This is a genomic window from Nocardioides pakistanensis (assembly GCF_054781215.1).
This window is the reverse complement of record NZ_BAAGUV010000012.1, coordinates 162,748-176,435: the sequence shown is the minus strand read 5'-3', so window position 1 is coordinate 176,435 and position 13,688 is coordinate 162,748. Positions and strand designations below refer to the sequence as shown.

23 protein-coding genes are annotated in these 13,688 nt (G+C 71.0%); all 23 read left to right on the top strand.

Annotated features, from left to right (window positions below):
• The first annotated feature begins 10 nt into the window (after positions 1 to 10).
• The 23 genes from ACYVIH_RS05355 to ACYVIH_RS05245 all read left to right on the top strand — a co-directional run bounded on the left by ACYVIH_RS05355 (position 11) and on the right by ACYVIH_RS05245 (position 13,674).
• Positions 11 to 334, top strand: coding sequence for a hypothetical protein (locus tag ACYVIH_RS05355; RefSeq protein WP_460866810.1), 324 nt, complete (start codon positions 11 to 13; stop codon positions 332 to 334).
• Complete coding sequence (locus tag ACYVIH_RS05350; protein ID WP_460866808.1) at positions 331 to 567, top strand: hypothetical protein; 237 nt, start codon at positions 331 to 333, stop codon at positions 565 to 567. Before ACYVIH_RS05355 ends, ACYVIH_RS05350 begins: the two co-directional genes overlap by 4 nt.
• Positions 560 to 814 (top strand): hypothetical protein, encoded by a 255-nt coding sequence (locus ACYVIH_RS05345; RefSeq protein WP_460866806.1) that lies wholly within the window; start codon positions 560 to 562, stop codon positions 812 to 814. The genes ACYVIH_RS05350 and ACYVIH_RS05345 overlap by 8 nt, the downstream gene beginning before the upstream one ends.
• A gap of 300 nt (positions 815 to 1,114) precedes the next feature.
• Positions 1,115 to 1,423: a hypothetical protein gene (locus ACYVIH_RS05340; RefSeq protein ID WP_460866804.1), complete on the top strand. Its 309-nt coding sequence runs from the start codon at positions 1,115 to 1,117 to the stop codon at positions 1,421 to 1,423.
• A gap of 203 nt (positions 1,424 to 1,626) precedes the next feature.
• Positions 1,627 to 2,595 (top strand): hypothetical protein, encoded by a 969-nt coding sequence (locus tag ACYVIH_RS05335; RefSeq protein WP_460866801.1) that lies wholly within the window; start codon positions 1,627 to 1,629, stop codon positions 2,593 to 2,595.
• Positions 2,592 to 2,936, top strand: coding sequence for a hypothetical protein (locus ACYVIH_RS05330; RefSeq protein WP_460866799.1), 345 nt, complete (start codon positions 2,592 to 2,594; stop codon positions 2,934 to 2,936). The genes ACYVIH_RS05335 and ACYVIH_RS05330 overlap by 4 nt, the downstream gene beginning before the upstream one ends.
• A 206-nt stretch (positions 2,937 to 3,142) precedes the next feature.
• Positions 3,143 to 3,475: a hypothetical protein gene (locus ACYVIH_RS05325; RefSeq protein WP_460866797.1), complete on the top strand. Its 333-nt coding sequence runs from the start codon at positions 3,143 to 3,145 to the stop codon at positions 3,473 to 3,475.
• 7 nt (positions 3,476 to 3,482) lie between these two features.
• Complete coding sequence (locus ACYVIH_RS05320) at positions 3,483 to 4,238, top strand: hypothetical protein (RefSeq protein ID WP_460866795.1); 756 nt, start codon at positions 3,483 to 3,485, stop codon at positions 4,236 to 4,238.
• 11 nt (positions 4,239 to 4,249) lie between these two features.
• Entirely contained in the window at positions 4,250 to 4,447 is a 198-nt protein-coding gene (locus ACYVIH_RS05315) for a hypothetical protein (RefSeq protein ID WP_460866794.1), read from the top strand.
• Between the two features lie 2 nt (positions 4,448 to 4,449).
• Positions 4,450 to 4,662: a hypothetical protein gene (locus ACYVIH_RS05310; protein ID WP_460866792.1), complete on the top strand. Its 213-nt coding sequence runs from the start codon at positions 4,450 to 4,452 to the stop codon at positions 4,660 to 4,662.
• A gap of 58 nt (positions 4,663 to 4,720) precedes the next feature.
• Positions 4,721 to 5,104 (top strand): hypothetical protein, encoded by a 384-nt coding sequence (locus ACYVIH_RS05305; RefSeq protein WP_460866790.1) that lies wholly within the window; start codon positions 4,721 to 4,723, stop codon positions 5,102 to 5,104.
• A gap of 72 nt (positions 5,105 to 5,176) precedes the next feature.
• On the top strand, positions 5,177 to 7,621 hold the full coding sequence (locus ACYVIH_RS05300; RefSeq protein WP_460866788.1) for an ATP-dependent DNA helicase: 2,445 nt from the start codon (positions 5,177 to 5,179) through the stop codon (positions 7,619 to 7,621).
• Positions 7,622 to 7,670: 49 nt separating this feature from the next.
• Positions 7,671 to 8,120: a hypothetical protein gene (locus ACYVIH_RS05295; protein ID WP_460866787.1), complete on the top strand. Its 450-nt coding sequence runs from the start codon at positions 7,671 to 7,673 to the stop codon at positions 8,118 to 8,120.
• Position 8,121: 1 nt separating this feature from the next.
• Positions 8,122 to 8,625, top strand: a complete 504-nt coding sequence (locus ACYVIH_RS05290) for a DUF6884 domain-containing protein (protein ID WP_460866785.1) — start codon at positions 8,122 to 8,124, stop codon at positions 8,623 to 8,625.
• A 7-nt stretch (positions 8,626 to 8,632) separates the two neighbouring features.
• On the top strand, positions 8,633 to 9,127 hold the full coding sequence (locus ACYVIH_RS05285; protein WP_460866783.1) for a hypothetical protein: 495 nt from the start codon (positions 8,633 to 8,635) through the stop codon (positions 9,125 to 9,127).
• Positions 9,124 to 9,519 (top strand): HNH endonuclease, encoded by a 396-nt coding sequence (locus ACYVIH_RS05280; protein ID WP_460866781.1) that lies wholly within the window; start codon positions 9,124 to 9,126, stop codon positions 9,517 to 9,519. The genes ACYVIH_RS05285 and ACYVIH_RS05280 overlap by 4 nt, the downstream gene beginning before the upstream one ends.
• A 194-nt stretch (positions 9,520 to 9,713) precedes the next feature.
• Positions 9,714 to 10,163 carry a hypothetical protein gene (locus tag ACYVIH_RS05275; protein ID WP_460866778.1) on the top strand — a complete coding sequence of 150 codons (450 nt, stop codon included), beginning with the start codon at positions 9,714 to 9,716 and terminating at the stop codon, positions 10,161 to 10,163.
• Between the two features lie 66 nt (positions 10,164 to 10,229).
• The gene (locus ACYVIH_RS05270) at positions 10,230 to 10,475 is read left to right on the top strand and encodes a hypothetical protein (protein ID WP_460866776.1); all 246 of its coding nucleotides are present in this window, start codon (positions 10,230 to 10,232) and stop codon (positions 10,473 to 10,475) included.
• An 81-nt stretch (positions 10,476 to 10,556) separates the two neighbouring features.
• Positions 10,557 to 10,718 (top strand): hypothetical protein, encoded by a 162-nt coding sequence (locus ACYVIH_RS05265; RefSeq protein WP_460866774.1) that lies wholly within the window; start codon positions 10,557 to 10,559, stop codon positions 10,716 to 10,718.
• Positions 10,719 to 10,766: 48 nt separating this feature from the next.
• Positions 10,767 to 11,087 (top strand): hypothetical protein, encoded by a 321-nt coding sequence (locus ACYVIH_RS05260; RefSeq protein WP_460866772.1) that lies wholly within the window; start codon positions 10,767 to 10,769, stop codon positions 11,085 to 11,087.
• Positions 11,084 to 11,848 (top strand): DUF262 domain-containing protein, encoded by a 765-nt coding sequence (locus ACYVIH_RS05255; RefSeq protein WP_460866770.1) that lies wholly within the window; start codon positions 11,084 to 11,086, stop codon positions 11,846 to 11,848. The genes ACYVIH_RS05260 and ACYVIH_RS05255 overlap by 4 nt, the downstream gene beginning before the upstream one ends.
• A 3-nt stretch (positions 11,849 to 11,851) precedes the next feature.
• The gene (locus ACYVIH_RS05250) at positions 11,852 to 12,892 is read left to right on the top strand and encodes a hypothetical protein (RefSeq protein ID WP_460866767.1); all 1,041 of its coding nucleotides are present in this window, start codon (positions 11,852 to 11,854) and stop codon (positions 12,890 to 12,892) included.
• 227 nt (positions 12,893 to 13,119) lie between these two features.
• Complete coding sequence (locus ACYVIH_RS05245; RefSeq protein WP_460866765.1) at positions 13,120 to 13,674, top strand: hypothetical protein; 555 nt, start codon at positions 13,120 to 13,122, stop codon at positions 13,672 to 13,674.
• Positions 13,675 to 13,688: the final 14 nt, after the last annotated feature.

Sequence of the window (13,688 nt, the reverse complement as noted above, 5' to 3'; positions counted from 1 at the left end):
CTACCGGGGCATGAGCACCGCGACACGACCCAACCGCTCCACTGTCGACCGGCTCCTCCAGCGCGAGATGAGCGTGGACAAGTCGAAGACGCTGCGCCGCCGCGTGTTCGATGACTGGACCCGAGGCTGGCGACTGCACTGGACGACCAGCGACTACGCCGACCCCTACGTCACCTGGGAGAACGGGTCCCTGGCACGCAGTACGCCCGCCGAGGAGCGCGACCGGCTCCGCGACGACTGCCTTGACGAGGTCGTCCAGGTGCTCACTGCCGCCGGGTACGCCATCGCGCGGGAGACCGGCTGTGTGCGGATCCTCGGCCGGGTACCGGCATGAGGATCACGCCCGCGACCGAACCGGCGTTCGCTGTCGGCGACCCGGTGCGGGTCGCCCGCGACCAGCGTGACCGATTCAAGCCGAACGCCAGCGTCCACCTCCGCGCCGGACGCACTGGCACCGTCACCCGGGTCTTCCACGACAACCACCGCCGGATCTGGCGCTACCTCGTCCGGATCGGGGTCAACGACTGGTACATCGACGAGGCCGACCTGGAGCGCGCCGATGGCTGACCGGCTCCTCCGCGTCGACGAGCACGGGCTGTACGTGCAGACCGGCTGCTACACCTTCCGGCCCCTCGACGCGCTCCGCTCGGCCGACCCCGCGGCGGCGCAACGGGCGACAGGGTGGCGCATCACCGAGACCAGTAGCCACACCGCAGGCAGCAAGGTTCCGGTCCGCCACCTCGGCGGCAGCCCGGTCACCAAGGTCGCCGACGAACGCTGGTTCGCCTACACGGATAAGGGCAGTGCGTCGTGAGCACCGTCATCGTCGGGAGCCGTGGGGTCAGGTCGCAGGCCTGACCCGACAGGAACAGGGGGTCCGTCCCCACCAAAAGGCAACCCTGTGAAGTCCACCGCCCGTCCCGCCGCCTGTGTTCTCGCCGATCTCGTTGCTCTTCACCTCCTCGCCGCTGGGACAGGTGGTGGTCTCGTTGTCGGACCCGCGACCACAGTGCGTCCGAGACGTGGCACGCGCAATCGAGAATGCGCACCAGGTCGGCCACCCTGCGGACCCATGCAGGTGAGGCGACGGCCCCCTGCCGCACACATCAGGGGCATGAACCGGACCAGCACAGAAGCCCTCGTCGACAAGATCCTCGACCTCATCGAGCCGGTGATCGCAGCCCACGTCGCAGCGCTCCGCGACGACGTCCCCGCCGTCGGCTACCTCGGCGGCATGCACCTCGGCCGCACCGTCACCGTGACCCGGACCGACGCGACCGACACCGGCATCCTGCGCTCGGTCGAGCACGCGCTGCACGCAGGCTCGGGCCGCCCGGTCACCCGCCTCCACATCGAGCGGTCGGGGCGTCCGGCGGCGGTGTTCCAGACCTCGTCGGAGACTCCGTGTCGCGTCCTCGTGTGAGTGTCGGGGGAGCGTAGTAGCGTCAGAACCAGCAAGTCCGGCACCGCAGCGGCCACCTACGGCACGCAGACGGTCCGGGACCGGCAACCGGATCCCCGACGGCCTCGGGGAGCCCGACGGACCGCCAGACGGCCACCTACGGCACGCAGGCGCCTCGGCCCACCTCGTTCCCGCCCAGACAGCGGGGGAGGAGACACATCGTCATGGCCTCACTGGCCCGGCTCGTCATCGAGCCCACCGAAGTACGCCGCAGGCTCGCCCAGACGATCGAGCGGCAACTGCCCGCGGACGCAGCACAGGCCGCGACCCTGCTCACCACGCCGTCGCGGCAGAACGTCAACGGTGTCCCCCTAGAGCGGAAGATGCCCGAGCCCCGCCAGCACGACTCCGGGCTCACCGTCTACCCGCGGATCCGAGTGTTCGTCCCCCTCGTGGAGCCGAACGTGCTGTCCTGGCTGCGCCGGATCGCACACCGGGAGTGGCCCGAGCCGCAGGTCACCGAGGACGGCATCCTCACCGCCGTCTGGGAGAGCCCCGCCCAGCACGCGGCCGCCGCCGTCGACACCTACCGGTGGTACCTGCGCGAGCACTCGGCGATCGGCGACATCATCAGGTCCCAGCGCCTCGACTCCTGGCACGGCCCGCTGCTGCTCGCCCCGGTCCGCCACACCTACTCCGACGGCACCAAGGACCGGCTCGCGTGGATGTCGGCCGAAGGCACCGCCCGGGTCGTCGCCGCCCGCAAGGCAGCCGCCCAGGAGATCGCCCGGTGGGCCCCGGACCACCCGTGGACCGACCCGACGGCGCTGTGGCCCAACGACTCGGTCACCCTGCGCAGGCTCGCTTCAGCGGCCCGCAATCACTTCACCGCAACCCACCCCGACACCGACCCCGAGCACGACTGGTCGATGAACTACTGGTGGGCCGAGGACTGGGCCGACCTGGCTGTCGCCGACACGGACATGGAGCACAAGATCGGCCTGTGGGCGTTCCGCGAGCACAACCGCGGCGGCCGCGATGACCTCGACGAGGACACCGACAGCCTCGACGAGACCGACGCCGAGGACGACGAGGACGAGGTCCGAGCCCTGGTGTACCGGCTCGGCAGGGTGCTCGCCCGGCGCGAGGCAGGGGGAGCCGACGGCCCGGGTCCGCACACCTCGCGGCCATGAGCACCAAGCGGAAGTGCCGGTGGGTAGGCCCCAATGGGGTGACCTGCGGGATCGGGCAGGACGAGCACAAGGGACCCTCGGCCCCAGCGGGTCACACGTTCACAGCGCACCGCACCCAGCCGACGACACCACCGGCCACCACCGGCGCCCCGGGCGAGGTGTACGCCGTCTGCTCATGGGACAACTGCGACTGCGAGAGCGGCGCCTACCGCGAAGGGACTCCCGTGGTCGCGTTGTTCGCCACCGAGCAGACCGCGCGCCAGTACCTCGACGTCAAGGGCGGGCACTCCTTCGGCCACGTCACCAGGATGCCGGTCCGAACCTCGCTGCCGTCGTACTGACACACACACACACACACACACACACACACACACACACACACACACACCGCGGATCCTGGGAGGCCTCGGCGACCGGGCACGGCTGGAAGTGTCTGCCCGGCCGCCGGGGCCGAAGTCCGTGGCATAGGCCACACATCGCCGGACCTGCCGCGCACCCCAGGTGGCAGGAACCGTCAAGGTGGCGGACCGGCCCTTGGAGGTCAACGATGACCAGCCCCCAGCGCACCGAGCCGCCTCTGCACGCGCTGCTGCGCGGACTGCGCACCGATCCCGGCGTTGAGATCCTCAACCTCAGCGGATACGGGCCGGTTCTGGTCACCCTCGGCTGTGACGCCGAAGTCGAGACCGTCGCTCGCTACTACCGACGTAGCCCCCAGCGGGTCTCTCAGGACCGCGTCGCCTGCGGGGTCAAGGTTGCCGGGGTGCTGATCCAGTTCCTCGGAGACAGGCCCGCCAGCGACCATGTCTGCCCCGACGTTCCGCCCGCCGAGGTCACCGTGCTCCCCGTCGTCCCGCCGACCACCCTGCACGCGGCATAGAGCGGGTGTGAACGCACCGCACCAGGCCCACCTGCCGGTCAACCCGCATCCGGACCCGGCGCCGGGAAAACCTCTGCCGCTCGCGGGGCTGACCGTGCTGGTCACCGGGGACCTGCCCGGGTGGAGCCGGGCGCGGGCGCTCGACACGGTGTCGGTCCTCGGTGGCAAGCCGGTCACCTCGGTCTCGTCACGGACCAGCCTCGTCGTCGTCGGCGACGGCGCCGGGGTCTCGAAGATGAACAAGGTCCGGATGCACCAGATCCCGGTCCTCCCTGGCGACAGGTTCGTCGCCCTGGCCACGGACCCGGCCTCCTGGGACGGACAGCCGGTCGGGATGAGCCTTGCCGACTTCGAGGCGTCCACCGAGCCGCGACCGAACGACCGACCGGACCCGGCAGCCGATCGGGCGCCAGGGCACCACGTCACCCAGGCCACCTGCTACGTGCGTGTCCACGGCCGCGTCGTCCAGCAGATCCGGCTCTCCTGCGGGTGCGGGCACCGGTGGCTGGGCCAGACCGTGCACGCCATCGGCAAGGGCTGCCCGGTGGCCGCCGGGCTCGCCGTCGTCCTGTGTCGCGACGAGCCGTGGGCGTCCCTGCCCTCGGAGCCCGAGGACCACGAGCCCGATGAGGAAGAACCCGCGGAGGACGGCCCTCCCGGTCACGACCGCGACACGCCGCCCGGCCCCACAGACGTCCCGGCGCCTGGTCCCGACCACGCCACCCGCTACACCCTGGCCCGCCTGGCGTGGGCCTTCGCATGAGAGGACGACCCATGGCCCAAGCCACCGTCACCGACCTGCCCCAGCGAACCGCCCGGCCCGATGCCGGGTACGGGGCGCTCGACGGCCTGATCTCGGTGCGCCGCCACCTGGAAACCAAGCGACGTGACCTGCTCCACGAACTGGGCAGCCTCGACCGCGACCTGGAGCACCTCGATCGCGCGATCGCGACCGTGCGCGGAGAGGACTGACAGTGGCCAAGCACGCCTCCTCCGACGGAGACCCCAACCGGCACCCCGACGGCCACGTCCTCCTCGACGGAGCCCGGTGGCACTACCCGAAGCAGGGCGAGCCGACCGTGTGCGCCGTCGAAGGATGCCCCCGCGTCCTCGGCCAGCAGACCGCGCCCGAGGTCGAAGACGAGACCTCCGAGGCGACTGCCGACGAGATCGCTGCCGCGGCCTGACCCCGCTGTGGGGAGCCCCCGCTCCGATGCCGCACACAGGTCCCGTGTGACCAGTCAGATGAGCAACTCCCATCTCGTGCTCCCGACCGGATTCGCCGAGGCCACCACCGTCGATAAGCACCACTTCATCATCGAGGTGCGTCGCCAACGCTCGCACCGGGAGCCCTCCGACTGGTTCGTGATCCGGAACCTCGGCGACCTCCTCGACGTCGACGGCGCCTGGCGACCCGAGAGCGACCTGCGCGACGACGCGGACGCGTTCCTGTTCGACGAGGGCTCGGCGCTGCGTCGCGCACACGCGGCGGTCGACGCCCGGACCCTGAACGGCCGCACCCTCGCCGAGCGGGAAGCCGAGCACGCCCGACGGCGCGTCGGAACCGCGCGAGCGCCGTACTGCGGCTCCTGCGGGATCCACCACGACCCGCCGCTGCACGTCATCTGAGCACCGCGACCTGAGCGCCCTGACGCATCCCGCTCCGGCCACCGGCCGACCCTTCTGAGGCATAGGAACCCCGTGACCACTGCACCCGCCCCATCGACCGCTGCCGACGACGACCTGCTTCCCTCGGAGAGGCCATCCGCGGCCAGCGAGCCGTCGATGCACCAGACGGCCCAGCAGGTGCTGCGCGAGTGCGTCACCGCGATCACCGGCGACCCGGCCCTGCCGCCGCGGGAGGGCCAGGAGATGCTGATGGCCGACATCGTCAAGGCGATGGGTGTCACACACCGCTCCGGCGGCGCCGACGGCGGGCAACTGACAGGGGAGGCCCCGACAGGTGTCGGGAAGTCGTTCTCCTACCTCGTCCCGGCTGCGGTGGCGGCTGCGCTGCACGAGGAGCGCACCGTGGTGTCCACCGAGATGATCTCCCTCCAGACCCAGATCATCGACAAGGACGCCCCGGTCGTGGTCGACGCGGTCCGCAAGGTCACCGGCAAGGACGTAGAGGTCGCCCTGCTGAAGGGGTGGAGCAACTACGTGTGCGCCCACGCCGCCGTCGAGACCGCCCAGGCCCTCGTCGACCCGACCGGGTCTGCCGGGTCCGGCCTGAGTGGGGTGAAGGCCCTGGCGAAGAAGATCGCCGCCCGCCTGGAGGCCTCCGGACCCGTCGGGGTGCCGCGACGCGCCGACGGGAAGTTGGACTTCGCCGCCATGCTCGACAGCGACCGGCTCGCGCCCGAGGAGCGCGCCAAGTACGAACTCGTCTCCTGGGCTCTGGAACAGACCCTGGCTGCTGCTGGCGGGGACGACTCGGCCGACGGCGACAAGAACGCCTACACCGGCACGGTCGACAACATGCTGTGGGAGTCGGTCTCGGTGTCCAGCGCCGACTGCATCGGCGAGAAGTGCCCGTTGTTCGACTACTGCGCGCCGCGCCGGGCCCGCGCGAAGGCCGCTGACGCCGACATCGTGGTGACCAACCACCACCTGCTCGCCGTCCAGGCCGCCAAGGCAGCGCCGGTGGTGATCGGCAACCGGAACATGGGCCGGTTCGACCACATCTTCGTCGACGAGGCGCACGGGCTGCCCTCGATCGTGCGCAACCAGGGGTCGGTCCAGGTGTCCGAGCGCGCGATCAAGGCGGCGGTCAAGGCGATCACCTGGGTGCTGGACGAGACCGACCCGAAGGTCGCCGAACTGATCCGCGACGGCGATGCGGTCGCGATGCGCGTCGGTATGGAGTTGGAGGACTGGGCCCGACGCATCAAGCGCAACGAGGACGTCCTGCGGATGAGTCCCGAGGACGACCCGGTCGCCGAGACGGCCCTCCTGATCACTGGCTGGACCAAGCGGGCCGCCGACATGGTCACCAAGGCCACCGATCGCACCGCGAACCACACGCTGCACATGAAGGCGAAGCGGGTGAAGAACCGTCTCGACGGGCTCAACGAGTCGGTGAAACTCGTCTCGGTCCACGAGTCCGGTGCGGCCCGGTGGGTCGAGGTCATCGAGCCGTACAAGAAGGCGAACGACCAGACCCCCTATCCGGTCGCGCAGTACACCCCGGTCGACGTCTCCCGTGCCCTGGAGCGGACCCTGTGGACCACCGACGACCTGGAGGCCATGGCCGAGCAGGCCGAGGTCGCCGGAGTCGACCCGGACGCCGCACCGCCGCGCCGGGCGCTCACCGCCGTGGCGTTGTCCGCGACTCTGCCCAAGGGATTCGGACGCCAGGCAGGGCTGATCACGCCGTTGAAGAAGTACCCCTCACCGTTCGACACCGCCTACGGGAACTCGGTGCTCTACGTCCCCCGCGCCGTGGACGCCCTCGACGTGGAGGCGCTGCGCCGTGACTACCCCGGCAAACCGAAGTTCGACACCGGCAAGCACGCCGAGTGGGCCGCCGGGCACATCCTCGACCTGGTCGAGGCCAACGGCGGGTCCGCCCTCGTGCTCGCCGCCACCGCCGGGGCCGGAAAGAAGTACACCGAGGCGCTGAAGGCAGCAGCCAAGGGCCGCTGGGCGGTCGCCTCCCAGTGGGACGGCAAGTCGCTGAAGGGGCTCGTCGACGACTGGAAGGCAGACGCGTCGTCGGTGCTGGTCGGAACCAAGTCGCTGATGACCGGCGTGGACGCCGCAGGGGAGACCTGCACCCTCGTGATCGTGGACCGGCCAGCCCGGTCCCGCTCGAACCCGGTCGACGATGCCCGCGTCGAGGCGCTGATCGAGAACGTGGAGATGGACAAGTGGGACGCCGACCGCCTGGTCTACGTCTCCGACGCCGCGCTGCTGCTCGAACAGGCCGCCGGGCGGCTCATCCGCCGGGTCACCGACTCCGGCATGGTCGCGGTCCTCGACCCGAGGCTGCTGAAGGTCGGTCCGTTCCCGTACCAGGCTCGCACCCGCAACGAGTACCTGGAGACCCTGTTCCGGTTCGAGAAGAAGATCTCCGATCCGGCCAAGGCCACGGCCTGGCTCCGGGCGCACCGCGCCGCGCTCGCTGGCCAGAAGGCGTCGTGACCGGCCACTGTCACACTACGATCCGTGCCGGTCGACCGAAGGAGTACGGGTGCCCGCAACGAAGATCCAGGACGAGGCCGAAGTGCGACGGTGGTTCGAGGAGGGCCGCACCTACGCCTGGATGGTCGAGGAGTACGAGCGCAAGTACGGCCTCGTGGTCGTGAAGTCCATGTTCGGCAACTTCCGTCGCCGCCGGGGACTGGAGCGTCGCATCACCCGCGACGACGACTTGATCCCGTGGCACGTCAACCCTGAGCACCGTCACGACTACGACGTGCTCAACCTGCGGGCCGAGGCTCGCATCCGCAGCGGACGCGAGGTCAGCCAGCAGATGCGCACCCAGGTCGCCGCCTGGAAGCGCCGACTGCTGGAGTCCGGGATGGTCATCGACTACGACCCAGTCGAGGGCTTCCGGCGCGTGGCCAGTCGGCCCAACATCGACGGCGACCTGATCCGCAGGCCGGACCGTAAGACGAGCCCGCGGCTGGCTGCGGACTGACGTGACCGACCACTTCGTGGTCCCGTGCGCCGCTGCAAAGCGGGACCGCCCCGCACCGGCCCGGTCCCTCTACGTCTCCGGGCACTTCCGGTTGGTGCTCGCTGCCGCCGAAGCCGAGGCAGCCGCCACAACCCGGGACCTCGGCACGCCCGCCCGGGTCTGGATCCTGTCCGCGAGACACGGGCTCGTCGACCCCGACACAGTCCTCGCGCCGTACGACGTCACGATCGGTGGCCCCGATGCGGTTGATGCCTTCGACGTGGCCGCCCAGATCCTCCGCGCTGCGGTCCGGCCCGACGATTCGTTTTGGACCCTGCTGCCGCGTGCCTACCGGGACCTGATGGACGACGCGGTCCTGCTCGTCTCGGCGGCCATCAGACACCGCGTCCCACACCACGACGTGTACGAGGGGGCGGGTCCAGGGATCGGCTACCAGCGTCAGACCGCGGCCACGCTGCTCCGGCTCGCGGGCGGACCGCTGCCTGTGGGTCCGGCGGCGGCATAGGCCCGGCATGTCGATCATGCGTGAGGTCAGGCTCGGGACGTCCGCGAGCGCACCTGACGGACCCGACCTGCCGCGCCCCGGTCTGGTAGTGGCGCTCATCGGGCTCTTCGTCCTGCTCGCCGCCGCGCTCGGGGCGGTGCTCACCGCGGGCAGTCCGGCTCGGATCATCGCCATCGCCGACGAGTTCACTCCCGACCCCCGCTGGGCCCGACAGACGGGGCGGGTCACCCCGCCGCGTCTGGTCTGTCTCGGCGCCAGCCCCTGCCCATCGCTGTTTCGATCCTGGACCGCCGACGCCTCGGTGACCGAGCAGGGCCTCAGCGACCTCATCGCCCACACCGCCTGGAGCCTCGGTATCACCTGCACGGACACCGGCACCTACGACATCTGCGCCGGGACCGGCGTCGTGGACCGCTTCGTGGTCACCGTGAAGACAAGCGGCCAGGACGGCAGGCAGACCGTGCTCACCCTCGACGTGCGACGCCACGAGGACGCCCCGTGAGCGGCCGGACCCCCTGCCCGCTGGGGGAGTGGACCGGCACGCCAGGCAACTGCAACTGGTGCGACAAGCCGATCCCGGCCGGTGGCCGTCGCCGGACCTGGTGCTCTGACCCGTGCCGCCGCGTCTGGGAGCGCAACCACATCTGGCGCCGCGCCCGGATCTACGCCCGCAAGCGCGCCAAGTACCGCTGCTCGCGCACCGGCTGTGCGGCGCCGCGGATGGACGTGGAGATCAACCACATCGTGCCCCGCAACGGCGCCGGGTACGGCCCCGGCTGCCATCACCACCAGACCAACCTCGAAGCGCTGTGCCACGACCACCACGTAGAGGTCACCAACGCCCAGCGAGCCGCGCGCAAGGCCGCGCAGACGCAGGAGCAGACCGCCGCCTGACCTGGCCGACCGACTGACTGTTTGACTGCGACTGGGGAGACTCCTCGGCGGTGCCGGACACCTAGACTGGGTACGACGAACCCGCACCTGGCGCAACCGCCGCTGGGCGAAGGCAGGGCACGTCGCCACCCGGGCCGCGACCGCGGCCACCGGACAGCCACGCCGAGAACGGCCCGTATCAAGGAAGCCCTGCCATGCACGTCATCAAGACCGTCTTGTTCACCGCGGAGGAGACCCGGGTCCTGCGCCGCGCCCAGTCCCTCATCGACATCGCCTACCCGCCCGCATCCGACCCCTTGGTCCTGCGCGAGCGCGCGGTTGCCGACGACGACGAGCGGCGCCGGGTCCTGAAAGGACTGCTCTCCCCGTTCGACCCGATCGCTCGACCCCGGCTGGTGCTGGCGCATCGTGCGCTGACCGATCTGGCCGCCCAGGTGGAGAAGGAGTCCTCGCTCGACCACTGGCTCGGCGTAGCCTCCCACCCCGACAACCCGCAGACCCGGCAGATGGCCGAAGTGCTCGCGGCCGAACGCACCGGGCAGCAGCGTCTCGTCGGCGAGGCCCTGGAGATCGTCGATACGGCGCTGGCGCAGGTAGGCGAGGCGGACGACCCGCGGCTGCTCCGCGAGGAGCGGTGGGCATGAATCCCGGGTGGTCACCTGCGGCGGCAGCCGGGGAGATGCCTCTACGCCGCCGCACACCTGACGGCCATGAGCGCACCGACCATCGCCCCCGTCGTCACCCTCTCGCCCCGTGAGGAGCGCCTCGCGCGTCAGGGGGAGCAGGCCGCGGCCCGCACGCTGGCCGACCTCCGCGCCACCGGACTCACCGGCGAGGACGCCGTCACGTTCCTCACCGACGCTGCCGACCGGGTTGAGCAGGGACCCGCGCCGGAGCCGTTCAAGCGCGGCTACGCCGACGCCATCGACCACGCGCTCGTCCCGGAGCCGTCGTGAGCCCGCACCGGGAGCCACGCATCCACCAGAGCCCGGCCAGCCCGGCCCAGGTGTCCTACGTGCACGGCTTGCTCCGCGAGCGTGCCGTGCCCGACGCTGACCGACGCTGAGTGCCGCGAGATCATTCCGGCGCTGAAGAACCTCCGGCGCGTCGAGGAGGACGAGGACTGGTCCACGCCCGAGGGCTACGACGACAGCCCCGACCAGGGTGTGCACCGCTTCGACGGCGGCGGAGCGTGGTGACCGCCCGCTAGTGGGTGACCGGCACACGCCCCCGCGCACCTCCTGGTCGTGACCGAGACCCTCCTGCGCCCCGACACCGTCGAGACAGCCCGCATCGAGACAGCCCTGCGCGCTCTGCGTGACGACGCCGAGCCACGATGCTTCCGGCTCACCGACATGCCCGAGATCCGCGACGTCATGGTCTGTCCGAAGCCGAAGGGCCACCTCGACCCGTGTGGCCTCCTGGGTCGCAAGCGCGTGCCCGCCCACCTGATCGACGCCCTCGGCACGCTGCTGAGCGAGCACGACCCGGACCGGTGCGTAGCCGACTGTGCACACCAGGCGGCCGCGGCCGCCATCACCGCGCCGTACGCCGGATGGACCCCGTGACCAGCCGGGTCCCGGCCGGTGTGCCCACCGGAGGCCAGTTCGCGGCGTCCTCGCGCACCGAGTCGCAGGTCACCCTCGACGGCACGAACCCAGGCGCAGCACCACTCGACCCCATCGTCTACGCCGTCGAGCCCGGCTACACCCGACAGACCACCGAGCCGATGCAGCGGCTGCACCTGGAGGAGTCTTCCCGGTCCGCCCGGGAACTCGCCCGGATGGCCGAAGACGGCCAGATCGACGTCAACCCGCCCTACCAGCGCGGGAGCGTCTGGTCGACCGACCAGCGGATCGCGCTCGTCAAGTCCTGGCTCCAGGGCGTCCCGGTGCCCGCGGTGATCCTCAACGACCGCACCACGACAGCATGGAAGAACGCCAACGGGAGCAGCCCGCTCGACGGAGACGGCACGGGACTGTGGGCCGTGGTCGACGGCAAGCAGCGACTGGAGACCGCCCGGATGTGGTTCGGCGGCGACCTCGCCGTCCCCGCCTCCTGGTTCGAGAACGAGGACATCGACACCACCGAGGACACCGCCGACGGGCCCTACGTCCGCTACACCGGACTGACCAAGCGCGGCCAGACGATCATGGCCATGAGCGGTGCCCGGCTCGGCGCCAACACCGCCCAGGTGCCGACCGTCGAGGCCGAGGCCGACTTGTACCTGCTCGTCAACGGCGGCGGCACGCCTCAGACCGCTGCCGACATGGCCAACGCAGCAGCACACTCCAGCAGCGGCAGCAGCACGAGCCCGGAAGGGAACTGACCGATGAACGACCTGAACCGCCAGCCCAAGGGCGTCCCGACCGGCGGCCAGTTCGCCGCCTCCGCACACGCCGAGGCCGAGGTCGACCTGGGCGCCCGGGAGACCCCGACGGGCACCTGCCCGTCCTGCTTCGCCGAGCGGCCGCACCCGCTGTCCGCCGGAGGCGGCGACTTCCTCCCCGGATCGGTATGCCCGCACTGCGGCCACATCGAGTTGAACAGCGAGGTGGAGTCCGACGACGGCGACTGGCTCGTCACCCTCGACGACCAGGGCACGATCCGCGCCATCGACGAGCACGGCAACACCGAAGAGGTGCTCGGGATCGAAGACCCGGAGTGGGATCGCTACGCCGACCTGCTCGACGTGGACCGGGACCGGGTGAAGGCCGCCCTGGAGCACGCGAACGCGGAGGACGAAGGCGACGCCGGGGGCCTGGTTCTGGACGATCTCGACCCCGCCCAGGTCGACCGCCTCGCCAGGGTGCTCGGCCGCGATGTGCACCGCCACCACCGCGCCTACCCGCCCGGGGCCTTCGACTACGACGACTTCGACGGCGGCTACGAGCGCGGACGCGGCCTCGCCGACGCCGAACTCCTCACGGCACTCACCCACCCGAGGATCACCGAGCACGACGTCACCGAGCGTCGCAGCATCATCACCGAGATCGCCCGCGCCACCCAGGGCCGCGACGACTACCTCGCCGGGCTCACCGGCAGTACCGGAATGACCGGCGAGGACCGGGCCCGATGGGCCGAGCACTGCCTGGTCCGGGCCATCGCCGCCTACAGCGAGCAGCGTGGCGCGGCCGAGTCCGGCGGCGAGCGGTACAGCATCGGGTACGCCGCAGGAAGGCGCTACGGATACGCCAACGCCGCCGCGGTGCTGATCACCGGCGAAGTCGACAACACCATCCCCGAGGTCAGCCAGCAGATCGAGGACGGCATCGCCGCCGGGTGCAGTACCCCCGACCAGGTCCGCGACTACCTCTACTTCCGGTCCGTCTCGCCCAAGGAGGCCGCCGACGCCTACGGCTGGGGCAACTGACCGTCGAGGGCGCCGCGCACCTGAGCGACATGACCAGTCCACGCGAACCGCGCGGCATCCCCACCGGCGGCCAGTTCACCACCGCACCGCACGCCGAGTCACCGGTGAGCCTCGCCCCGGAGACCGACCGGTGCCGCTGCGTCTGCTCCTGCCTGTGCTTCTGTCCAGCGAATCGGCCCGACCTGGGTTGCCGGACCCTCTGCTTGGCCGCACGCCGGGAAGAGGCGGTGGCCGAGGTTACCGTCACCGGGGCCGACCTGCCGACCATGTCCTACGTCGCCGGGAAGCCCTACGACCCCGCCCGGTTCGAGCCGGTCGGGAACCAGTGCTGGACCAAGCCGCACGGCGGACTGTGGATCTCGCCGCACCGCGAGGACGGCACCACCGAGTGGGAGAAGCACCTGGACCGGTCCCACTACGCCAAGCCCCGGTCGGTGCGCCAGCAGATCACGCTCGACGCGACGGCGAAGGTGCTGCGTATCGACTCCCTCGCCGACCTGCGCACCGCGCTGGACGCCTACCCGGCTATCGACAGCGGCGGCCGCCCGGTGCTCGACTACGAGGCGCTGGCTCGCGACTTCGACGCGATGTGGGTGACCCGACGCGGCCTCAACGAGACCGACGGACGCAACGACGGCCAGCCCCGGCTCTACCCGTGGGACCTGGAGTCCGCCGTCGTGTTCAACCCCGACGCGGTGCGGGCGGGGGAGCCGCACGACACCGGGTTCGACCCAGTGTCGTGGGAGCGGGCGTACCGCGAGGCGTGCGGATTCGACGACTGAGCACGCCGACGCTG